Raw genomic sequence first — 6796 nt, 5'->3', positions numbered from 1 at the left:
CGATTTCGTACATAGCCTAGGACGTGCCGAAGGCCTTGCTCAGGGCGGTAAAACCCGGGCCGGCGAGCACGATCAACAACGCCGGAAACAGAAACACCATCATCACCACCGACATCTTCGCCGACATCTTCGAGATGTACTCCTGCAAGCGGGTCAGGCGTCGGTCATCGAGCAGTTGCTTGAGCGCCAGCAACGACTTCATCGCCCCACCGCCCTGTTGGAGCAGTTGCTGGAGAATGACGCAAGTGTCGTCGAACTCGTCGACCGCCAGAAACCGCGCCATCTTGCCCAGTTCCTCGCTCAACTCCAGACCGGAATCGACCCTGGCCAGGACCAGTTGCAACTCGCCGCTCAGCACCGGCAGCAGTTGCCGGGATTCGCTGGCGAGCACCCGCAACGCCTGCTCCACGGCCATGCCCGACTCGAAGAGGATGCGCAACAGCGGAATGAAGGTCGAAACCTCGACAGTGACCTGCCGCTGTCGACGCGTGGCGGCCATGACCAACAGGCGCTTGGGCAGCAGATAGCCGGCGGCCAGCCCGAGGAACGGCGCGATCCAGGGTGATTCCAGCTCGGTAAAGAACAGCCCCTGTACCAGCAGGACGAGCACCAGCACCAGTACCGGCGTGCCGATCTGGCAGGCGGCGAACAACGAGCGCTGGTTCGCCTTGCGCCAACCGATACGGTTGAGCAGCACCTGGGTTTCGTTGTCGATACTCACCGAGCGCTGGCCGAAACGGGTTTCACCCAGAACACGCAGCCAATCGCTCAGCTTGTGTCGCTCACGCACCATGTGCCCCTGCAAACGCTCGGTCACCGCCCGTTCGCGCTGGCGCCTCTGCAGCCTGTCGCCGACGATCAGCACCAGGGCGGCGAGAAACAGCAGCACACTCATCAGCAGGGCCATGTCATACGCTCCGCAGCATGCGCCACAGCGCCAGGCAACCGAGCGCCTGCAGACCAAAGGAAAACAGCAGCATCCGCTGGCCGCTCGGATCCTGCCACATGTTCAGCAGATACCCCGGGTTGGTCACCATGAAGTAACCCGCCACGCTGATCGGCAGGAGCGCCAGGACCACCGCGGTCATGCGGGTCTCGCCGGTCATCGCGCGCAGTTGCCGCGCGGCCTGATCGCGCTCGCGGATCAGCTTCATCAGGTTTTCCAGCAGTTCGCTGGCATTGCCGCCGTAACGGTGGTTGACCTTCAGGCCAAGTGCCAGGAAGCGAAACTCCTCGCGCTCGTAGAACTCGGCGAAATCGCTGGCCGCCTCCGGCAGGCTGACGCCCAGTTCGACGTTACGCCGGATACGCGCCATGGACTCGCGCAGCGGATCGGCCGACGCCTCGATGCCACCGAGGATCGCATCGGCCAGGGTCCGCCCGGACTTCAGGCTGCGCACCGCATAGTCGAGCATCTGCGGCAATTGCTCGACCATCCGCCGCACCCGCCGCCGGTAACGCCAGCCCACGAACAGCCTCAGGCCTAGCGGCGGTATCAGCAACACCAGCACCAGACCGACCACCCCCACTGACAACCCTCCCAGGAAGACCAGCGCCATCCAGACGACCAGCCACAGGACCAGCCGCTCACCCGGACGATCCAGCCCGGCACGCAGGAACAGCCGGTCCAGATGGTTCCTCAGCGGGCCGGCGGGACTGGCGACAGTCACCAACTCCGGCTGCCCCTCGGTCAGACGGCTGAGCACCCGCTCGTTGCCGGTCTTGCGCATCGCCAGGTAGAACAGCCGCAGCGAGAGCCCGAGCAGCAGCAGGCAGGTGAGCCCAAGCAACAGCGGAGCGAACATGGCCAGACCTCCTCAATCGTCGAAGCCCAGGTGCAACTCGCGCCGCAGCTTGTCGCCCGCCGGGTTGACGGCATCGCGCTGGAAACTGAAGCCGTTGCGGCGATCGAGCCGGAACAGGGTGTTGGTGACATAGATGTCATCGCGAACCCCGACCACCTCCACCACTTCGCTGACACAACGACGGCCATCGGGCAGGCGGGTCAACTGGATCACCACGTCCAGCGCCGCGCAGATCATCTGGCGCAGGGTCTTCTCCGCCACCTGGCGTCCGGTCAGCCCCACCAGGGTTTCCAGGCGCAGCAGGGCGTCCTGGGCATTGTTGGCGTGCACCGTGCTCATCGAACCGTCGTGGCCGGTGTTCATCGCCGTCAGCACGTCGAGCACTTCCACGCCGCGAATCTCGCCGAGGATGATCCGATCCGGGCGCATCCGCAGGGCGTTGCGGATCAGGTCGCTGGACCTCACCTCGCCATGGCCCTCGGCGTTCGGCGGACGGGTCTCCAGGCGCACCACATGGGGATGGTTGAGTTGCAGTTCGGCGACGTCCTCGATGGTGACCAGGCGCTGGTGGCGGTTGATCAACTGGCTGAGGATATTGAGCAGGGTGGTCTTGCCGGTGCCGGTGCCGCCACTGATCAGGATGTTGCAGCGCTTGCCCACGGCGTCCTGGAAGAATTCGAGAATGGCCTGGTCGATGGTCTGCATCGCCACCAGATCGTTGCTCTTGAGCATGTCCTTACGAAACTTGCGGATCGACAGGCAAGGACCGTCCAGGGCGATCGGCGGAATGATCGCGTTGACCCGGCTGCCATCGGGCATCCGTGCGTCGACCATCGGTGACGACTCGTCCAGGCGTCGACCGAGGGGCGCGAGGATCCGCTGGATGACCCGTTCCACGTGGTGGTCGTCGATAAAACGCAGGTCGCTCTGGTGCAACAGGCCATCGCGTTCGAGAAACACCCGATGCGGTCCGTTGACCAGAATCTCGGTGACCGCCGTGTCACGCAGCAGCACCTCCAGCGGACCGAAGCCGGTCAGTTCATCGACGATCTCCTCCGCCAGCCGCTCCATCTCGTAACGGGAAATCGCCAGGTGCAGGCGCGACACATACTCGCCGACCTTGTCGATGACGAACTGCGCCAGGACCTGGCGCGAGCCTTCCAACAGGTTCTTCCCCGACTCCTCGATGGCATCGATGATGTAGCGATGCAAAACCAGCTTGAGCCCTTCATGATCGGTGTTGCCGGCCGCTCCACGGCTCTGGCCGCCGAACAGTTTCTCGCTCATCACTTATGCCCCCAGATCCTGTTGAGCCAGCCCTCGGCGGTCCTGGTACGGCCCTCGGAGCGCTTGGCCAGGTGCTCGCCCAGGGACTTGAGGCCCTGGGTCAGGGCTTCGCGCGGGGCCAGCTCGAACAGCGTCTGGCCCTGGTTCTTCGCATTCAGCCGCACCTCGACATTCAAGGGCAGTACCGACAGGACCGGCAGCCCGAACGTCTTGCCCAGGGTTTCGGAGTCCGGTGAAACGTTCTTGAGATAACGGTCGACCAGCAGCCGCGCGTGGTCGAGCTTCATACCCTTTTCCCGCCACAGGTTGAGGATCGTCAGGTTGCGTCGGCAATCGAGCACACTCTGGTCGGTGTACCAGAGCAGCTTGTCGCAGTGACTGACGAAAGTGCGCAGGGCCTCGCTGTCGGGCTGTCCGGTGAGATTGACGATGATGTGCTGGAAGTGCTGGCGCAGGGCGCTGAGCAACATGTACAACTCGGCGGCGCTGGTGCGCTTGAGAGGCTCGTCGGTACTGGCATAGGCGAGGATGCGCAGCCCCTCTTCGGTGCGGGTGAAGGCGCTGTCGATCATCGTCGAGTCCAGGCGGCGCAGGTGGCGCAGCGCGTCGCCAAAATGGAACGAGCTTTCCAGACCGAGCAACGCCAGGCTGTCGCCCCGGGGCAGGCCGAGGTCGAGCAGCAGGGTCTGTTGCCCGCTCTTCTGCACCACCAGGGCCAGGTGAGTGGACAACAGTGCCCCATCGGCATTGCCCTGGGCGCCGTACAGAACGGTGAAACCGCCCATCTGCGCACTCGGTGCCACCGCCGGCAGGCGCTTGCTCAGGCGTCGGACCAACCCGGCCACTTCGCTGGAGCGCGAGCCGTAGGCGACGAAGTCCCGGGCTCCGGCGCGCATTGCATTGAGCACCAGCTGGTTGTCCATGCCGTCGCCGAGGGCGACGATCGCCAGCATCGGCTTGGCCTCCAGCAACCCTTCGATCAGGGCGCTCTGGGCCACCAGGTTCTCCCGGTCGAGGCCGACGAAAATCAGCCCGGCAAAGGTGACGTCCACCAGCGACAGCAACTCGTCGAGACTGCCGCCGGCGCTGACCACCTGGCCCAACGGCGCCAGGGCGCCCTGCAGCCATTCCAGGTCGGTGGTGTTGCGGGTGATTGCCAGGAAGGTCTGGCTCAGGCTCTGGCTCATTTCGATAATCCGCTACGTTGCACCGACAAACGCCACCGGAACAAGGCCCGGGCCACTCGTTTGACGCTCGACAGGGATCCACTCATCCGAAGTTTCCTTGCAGATCAGGGTGTTGATTGACTGACTTGGTTGCCACGGATCACCACGGCCCCCTGGCCACGCCCGCCGCTCTCGACAACCGGGGGCTGGCCCCTGGGGGCCCCGGCCAGGGCCAACTGGTTGAACTGGAACAGCTCGGCGCTGGCCGACTTGAGGTTGGCGGCACCGACCTTCTCGCCAGCCCAGTAGCGAGGCAACAGGTGCTCATCGGCACTGCGCACCGCCAGGCGCAGGGTGCCGACCTGAGTCGCCAGCATCAACCGGCTCAACAGCGGTTCGGGAACCGCCAGCACCACGGTGCGGGCAGACGCGCGACGCAGTTCCTGATTGGCCCGCTCACTGGCACTGGCGCCCGACGCGGGCTTGCCATCATTGGTCAGGCCCAGTTGCTCGCCGACGCTGAGCAGACGCATCGCCGGAATCACCACCTGGGCCGACTGCTGCAGATTGCTGGCATCCTGGCGCAGGAACAGCAGCACATCGACATAGTCCCCGGGCGTCAATTGCCCGCCGGCCCCGATCACCTCGTCCACGGCCACTGCCAGTGCACGCTCGTCGGAACGGATCATGCGTGCCAGCGGGCCACCGGCCTGGAAACTCTCGTCACTGAGCCAGGTCCCGGCCTTCAGGGGCCGCCAGGGAATGCGATCCACCGCTTCCTGCAACGAACCGAAGCTGCCGGGTGGGGCGATACGCAGGCGCTCGATCACCAGGTCGGCGGCCGTCAGGGGAACGAAGGGAGGGACATCGTGGGCCAGCACCACCACCGGCTGGCGCGCCGGTTCCTCGGCAGCGGCCGGGTTGTCCACAGGTGCGCTGACGGCCGGAACCACAGGTGCCGGCGGATGACTGAGCATCAGCCCCCAATATCCGACAACCAGCGCTGCGATCAACAAGATGGCCGCCAGCCCCATGGTCACTCGACTGTTCATGACGGCTCTCCCTTTCCGACTGCGCGACCCGCGAAACCCTCGCATTCAGGCAGCTATGAACATCAATTTTTTCGCTATTTGAAGGTAGTCCAGCTAGGACGAAATGCCATTACCCAACCGAAAATATCCGCAGATTAGAGAAAGGAAACCGACGTTTATTGACGCCAACCTTCGGACTAATACTTTGTGATTAATCCTTTCTTACAGTTGTTGCCCGCCGCTTTGTTGACGATGCTGTGATGGCATAGGGAAACCATGTCGTAAGGCGGCTGATACAGCGTTTAAAGACGTAAGGAGTTGTCAGATGATCCTTGATTTCATTACCAGGCTGTATGTGCAGGTTCAGCTTTTCATGAGTCGCAAGGAGGGTGCTTCGGGTATCGAATATGCGATTGTGGCGGCGATGGTGGCGGTTATTATCGCCGGTTTTACCACTGACATATCCACGAAGATCGGCAACGTCTTCCAAAGCATCAAAACTGGCCTGGGCAGCTGAGCCCTCCCCTCCTCGTCAAGGAGGCGCTAAACTGGAACGTGAACCCTGCGACAGGAATCCCCCATGACTTCCTCTGTTCCCCCACGCCAACAGCTCCTTCTAGTGGATGACGAAGAGGACGCACTCCTGGAGCTGGCCGAGTTGCTGGAAGGAGAAGGGTTCTCCTGCTTCACCGCGACCTCGGTCAAGCAGGCTCTGTTCCACCTGACCAAGCACCCCGACATCGCGCTGGTCATTACCGACCTTCGCATGCCCGAGGAAAGCGGCATGTCGCTGATCAAGCGGCTGCGCGAGCACACCTCACGCCAGCACCTGCCGGTGATCGTGACCTCCGGGCATGCCGACATGGACGATGTCAGCGACATGCTGCGCCTGCAGGTGCTGGACCTGTTCCGCAAACCCATCTATCACGTGCGCCTGCTGGAAACCCTCAACAACCTGTTCCCGCAGCCGCGGATCCATGTCGTGGGCTCCTGACAACCCGCGTTTGCGAGAGCGGGCCTGCCTGCGAAGAATGCCGCCTGGCCCGCCAGCCTGAAATTACCATCGCCGCTCCAGGGATCTCCCCCAGCGATCAGCCCCTGTTCTCGACACGCCATGCCAGCGGGAACCTTGCTGCCAGTTCCACAGCCAAAGGCTACAATCCGCGCCACACGCTCATCAGGGTACGCATATGCAGGTAGAAGGCTTTTTCGAGTGGCTGGGTCGGGTGCTCGGCTCGGTGATCCGCTTCATCGTCGATGGCCTGGGCGGACTGTTCAGCCTGCTGGCCAACGCCGGCGGCAACTTCATCGACGGCCTGGCCCGGGCCCTGGGCATGGACACCTCGCTGATCAGCATCCTGGCCCTGATCGTCGGCCTGATGTTCCTCTACTCGGCAGTCCGGGCCTTCATGCGCGCCTCGATCTTCCTCGGCATCATCTGGCTGCTGCTCGGGCTCTGGCTGCTGAGCTGGATCATTCACTGACGACCGCTGCGCGACCGACGGCT

8 protein-coding genes are annotated in these 6796 nt (G+C 63.5%); 3 read left to right on the top strand and 5 right to left on the bottom strand.

What is annotated here, in order from left to right:
• Positions 1 to 16: 16 nt before the first annotated feature.
• The 5 genes from PF66_RS06530 to cpaB all read right to left on the bottom strand — a co-directional run bounded on the left by PF66_RS06530 (position 17) and on the right by cpaB (position 5310).
• Entirely contained in the window at positions 17 to 907 is an 891-nt protein-coding gene (locus PF66_RS06530; RefSeq protein WP_054060085.1) for a type II secretion system F family protein, read from the bottom strand.
• Position 908: 1 nt separating this feature from the next.
• Positions 909 to 1805: a type II secretion system F family protein gene (locus tag PF66_RS06525; RefSeq protein WP_054060084.1), complete on the bottom strand. Its 897-nt coding sequence runs from the start codon at positions 1803 to 1805 to the stop codon at positions 909 to 911.
• A 12-nt stretch (positions 1806 to 1817) separates the two neighbouring features.
• Positions 1818 to 3092, bottom strand: coding sequence for a CpaF family protein (locus tag PF66_RS06520; protein WP_054060083.1), 1275 nt, complete (start codon positions 3090 to 3092; stop codon positions 1818 to 1820).
• Positions 3092 to 4279: an AAA family ATPase gene (locus PF66_RS06515; RefSeq protein ID WP_054062192.1), complete on the bottom strand. Its 1188-nt coding sequence runs from the start codon at positions 4277 to 4279 to the stop codon at positions 3092 to 3094. The genes PF66_RS06520 and PF66_RS06515 overlap by 1 nt, the downstream gene beginning before the upstream one ends.
• A gap of 104 nt (positions 4280 to 4383) precedes the next feature.
• Complete coding sequence (gene cpaB, locus PF66_RS06510) at positions 4384 to 5310, bottom strand: Flp pilus assembly protein CpaB (RefSeq protein WP_054062191.1); 927 nt, start codon at positions 5308 to 5310, stop codon at positions 4384 to 4386.
• A 304-nt stretch (positions 5311 to 5614) separates the two neighbouring features.
• Here cpaB and PF66_RS06505 point away from each other — a divergent pair, with 304 nt between their 5' ends.
• The 3 genes from PF66_RS06505 to PF66_RS06495 all read left to right on the top strand — a co-directional run bounded on the left by PF66_RS06505 (position 5615) and on the right by PF66_RS06495 (position 6773).
• On the top strand, positions 5615 to 5806 hold the full coding sequence (locus PF66_RS06505) for a Flp family type IVb pilin (RefSeq protein ID WP_054062190.1): 192 nt from the start codon (positions 5615 to 5617) through the stop codon (positions 5804 to 5806).
• 63 nt (positions 5807 to 5869) lie between these two features.
• Positions 5870 to 6283 (top strand): response regulator, encoded by a 414-nt coding sequence (locus tag PF66_RS06500; protein ID WP_026007664.1) that lies wholly within the window; start codon positions 5870 to 5872, stop codon positions 6281 to 6283.
• Positions 6284 to 6479: 196 nt separating this feature from the next.
• Positions 6480 to 6773, top strand: a complete 294-nt coding sequence (locus PF66_RS06495) for a hypothetical protein (RefSeq protein ID WP_054060079.1) — start codon at positions 6480 to 6482, stop codon at positions 6771 to 6773.
• Positions 6774 to 6796 lie beyond the last annotated feature (23 nt).

Source organism: Pseudomonas asplenii (assembly GCF_001293465.1).
GTDB classification, from domain to species: Bacteria; Pseudomonadota; Gammaproteobacteria; order Pseudomonadales; family Pseudomonadaceae; genus Aquipseudomonas; species Aquipseudomonas fuscovaginae_B.
Note: the sequence above shows the minus strand (reverse complement) of the source record. Positions and strands in the feature narration are given on the sequence as shown.

What these genes read in the sequence shown, in the direction of transcription:
- PF66_RS06530 (WP_054060085.1), bottom strand. Translation starts at nt 907, where the DNA reads ATGGCCCTGCTGATGAGTGTGCTGCTGTTTCTCGCCGCCCTGGTGCTG.
- PF66_RS06505 (WP_054062190.1), top strand. Translation starts at nt 5,615, where the DNA reads ATGATCCTTGATTTCATTACCAGGCTGTATGTGCAGGTTCAGCTTTTC.
- PF66_RS06525 (WP_054060084.1), bottom strand. Translation starts at nt 1,805, where the DNA reads ATGTTCGCTCCGCTGTTGCTTGGGCTCACCTGCCTGCTGCTGCTCGGG.
- PF66_RS06495 (WP_054060079.1), top strand. Translation starts at nt 6,480, where the DNA reads ATGCAGGTAGAAGGCTTTTTCGAGTGGCTGGGTCGGGTGCTCGGCTCG.
- PF66_RS06500 (WP_026007664.1), top strand. Translation starts at nt 5,870, where the DNA reads ATGACTTCCTCTGTTCCCCCACGCCAACAGCTCCTTCTAGTGGATGAC.
- cpaB (WP_054062191.1), bottom strand. Translation starts at nt 5,310, where the DNA reads ATGAACAGTCGAGTGACCATGGGGCTGGCGGCCATCTTGTTGATCGCA.
- PF66_RS06520 (WP_054060083.1), bottom strand. Translation starts at nt 3,092, where the DNA reads ATGAGCGAGAAACTGTTCGGCGGCCAGAGCCGTGGAGCGGCCGGCAAC.
- PF66_RS06515 (WP_054062192.1), bottom strand. Translation starts at nt 4,279, where the DNA reads ATGAGCCAGAGCCTGAGCCAGACCTTCCTGGCAATCACCCGCAACACC.